Genomic DNA, 3,291 nt, shown 5'->3' with positions numbered 1-3,291 from the left:
GATAATAATAGCGACAGCAAGCATCCTTCAGGTTATACGATAATAAATAACACTGCCTTTACAAATAACACTGCCGAAGGTTATGGCGGGGCGATATATACCAATAGCGCGACGGCTCCCTATCTTATTGATATTTCTGTTGATGACAGCTACAGCCAGAACGGCGGCGTGTTAGTGGATGAGAACAACAGCGCAGCAGGCTATGGAGATGGTCCTTCCACTGCGGCGGGTGGCTTTATGTATCTCGGCTTAAGTGAAGTTACCTTTGATATTGCCGACGGATAAACGCTGGTTATTGGCAATACAGAGAATGACGGAGCTGTTGACTCTATTGCTGGTACCGGGTTGATCACCAAAACAGGTTCCGGCGATCTGGTACTTAATGCAGATAACAATGACTTTACTGGTGAGATGCAGATTGAAAACGGTGAAGTTACCCTGGGCCGCAGCAACTCCCTGATGAATGTCGGCGATACGCATTGCCAGGACGATCCGCAAGACTGCTACGGTCTGACGATAGGGAGTATTGATAAGTACCAGAATCAGGCAGAGCTAAACGTTGGCTCCACCCAACAAACCTTTGTGCACTCATTGACGGGCTTTCAGAATGGCACTTTAAATATCGATGCTGGTGGCAATGTTACTGTTAATCAAGGCAGTTTTGCTGGCACCATCGAAGGTGCTGGTCAGCTCACCATTGCGCAAAACGGCAGCTACGTGCTGTCGGGGGCGCAGTCGATGGCGCTAACCGGCGATATAGTCGTTGATGATGGTGCGGTGCTTTCGCTGGAAGGCGACGCGGCAGATCTCGCCGCTCTCCAGGACGATCCGCAGTCGATCGTGTTAAACGGCGGTGTGCTCGATCTCTCTGATTTCTCCACCTGGCAGAGCGGCACATCATACAATGATGGCCTTGAAGTCAGTGGCAGCAGCGGAACGGTTATCGGCAGTCAGGATGTGGTAGATCTTGCAGGTGGCGACAATTTGCATATCGGCGGCGACGGGAAAGATGGCGTCTACGTGGTGGTCGATGCGAGCGACGGGCAGGTAAGTCTGGCAAACAATAATAGTTATTTGGGCACAACACAAATCGCCTCCGGTACGCTGATGGTGAGCGACAACTCGCAGCTTGGAGATACCCACTATAACCGCCAGGTTATCTTTACCGATAAGCAACAAGAAAGCGTGATGGAGATTACTGCCAATGTCGATACTCGCTCTACGACGACTGAGCATGGGCGTGATATTGAAATGCGCGCCGACGGTGAAGTGGCAGTTGATGCGGGGGTAGACACGCAGTGGGGCGCACTGATGGCTGACAGCAGCGGGCAGCATCAGGATGAGGGTAGCACATTTACTAAAACGGGGGCGGGTACGCTGGAGCTGACCGCCAGCGGTACAACGCAGTCGGCAGTACGTGTCGAAGAAGGCACCCTGAAAGGCGATGTTGCGGATATCTTTCCTTATGCTTCGTCACTGTGGGTCGGTGATGGGGCGACGTTCGTTACTGGCGCGGATCAGGATATTCAGTCTATCGATGCTACTTCCAGCGGCACTATCGATATCAGCGATGGTACGGTTTTGCGTCTGACCGGGCAGGATACTTCCGTCGCCCTTAATGCCTCATTGTTTAACGGCGATGGGACGCTGGTGAATGCCACCGATGGCGTGACGTTGACAGGTGAGCTTAATACCAACCTTGAAACTGACAGCCTGACCTATCTTTCCGACGTGACGGTTAATGGCAATCTGACCAATACGTCCGGTGCGGTTAGCCTGCAAAATGGCGTCGCTGGCGATACGCTGACGGTAAACGGTGATTATACCGGCGGCGGTACGCTACTGCTCGATAGCGAATTAAACGGCGATGACTCGGTAAGCGATCAATTGGTGTTGAACGGTAATACTGCTGGCAACACAACTGTGGTGGTTAACTCCATTACAGGGATTGGTGAGCCGACATCGACAGGCATTAAAGTGGTTGATTTCGCAGCCGATCCCACGCAGTTTCAAAACAATGCGAAGTTCAGTCTGGCAGGCAGCGGCTACGTCAATATGGGAGCATATGACTACACGCTGGTGGAAGATAACAACGACTGGTATCTGCGATCGCAAGAAGTAACGCCACCATTGCCACCTGATCCAGACCCTGACCCAACACCCGATCCTGACCCAACACCCGATCCAATCCCCGCTTACCAGCCGGTGCTGAATGCCAAAGTTGGCGGTTATCTCAATAATCTGCGGGCGGCAAATCAGGCGTTTATGATGGAGCGACGCGATCATGCAGGTGGCAATGGTCAGACGCTGAATTTACGTGTTATCGGCGGACGTTATCATTACACGGCGGCAGGGCAACTGGCTCAGCATGAAGACACTTCTACGGTGCAGCTTAGCGGTGACCTGTTTAGCGGGCGCTGGGGCGATGATGGCGAGTGGATGCTTGGGGCGGTTGGTGGCTACAGTGATAATCAGGGCGAGAGCCGCTCGAATATGACCGGAACTCGCGCCGATAACCAGAACCACGGTTATGCCGTTGGGCTGACCTCAAGCTGGTATCAGCACGGTAATCAGAAGCAGGGGGCCTGGCTGGATAGCTGGCTGCAATACGCGTGGTTTAACAATGATGTTTCCGAACAAGACGATGGCACAGATCATTACCACTCGTCGGGGATTATCGCCTCGCTGGAAGCCGGGTATCAGTGGTTACCGGGGCGTGGTGTGGTGATTGAACCGCAGGCGCAGGTGATTTATCAGGGCGTGCAGCAGGATGATTTTACCGCCGCTAACCATGCGCGCGTGTCACAATCGCAGGGGGATGATATTCAGACGCGGCTGGGTTTACACAGCGAATGGCGTACCGCGGTTGGTGTCACACCAACATTAGATCTGAATTATTATCACGATCCCCATGCGACGGAAATTGAAGAAGATGGCAGCACTATCAGTGACGATGCGGTGAAGCGACGGGGTGAAATAAAAGTGGGAGTCACGGGCAATATCAGTCAGCGAGTGTCCCTGCGCGGCAGCGTGGCGTGGCAGAAAGGGAGTGATGATTTTGCCCAGACGGCAGGGTTTTTGTCGATGACGGTGAAATGGTAATCACTGTCTAGTCGGCACGGTTGCCGGATGCGGCGTAAACGCCTTATCCGGCCTACGGGGAGCATTTGTAGATACTGTTATGGCCTGCAAGTTTTTTCCTGGTCCGGTTTCCCGGATTGCAGGCATGCCAGACACAGCGCCGTCAGGCGCTGTTTTTTTCATCCCTTCCGCGATTTTTACGCCGCTACC

At 53.2% G+C, this 3,291-nt stretch carries 1 pseudogene; it reads left to right on the top strand.

Going from position 1 to position 3,291, the window contains the following annotated elements:
- Positions 1–3,102: pseudogene (yfaL, locus tag E0D98_RS22630) on the top strand (AIDA-I family autotransporter adhesin YfaL/EhaC); the annotation flags it as partial.
- Positions 3,103–3,291: the final 189 nt, after the last annotated feature.

Source organism: Escherichia sp. KCJ4928 (assembly GCF_004352695.1).
Lineage (GTDB): Bacteria > Pseudomonadota > Gammaproteobacteria > Enterobacterales > Enterobacteriaceae > ECMA0423.
The sequence above is the reverse complement of the archived record's forward strand: the minus strand, read 5'-3'. Positions and strand labels throughout refer to the sequence as shown.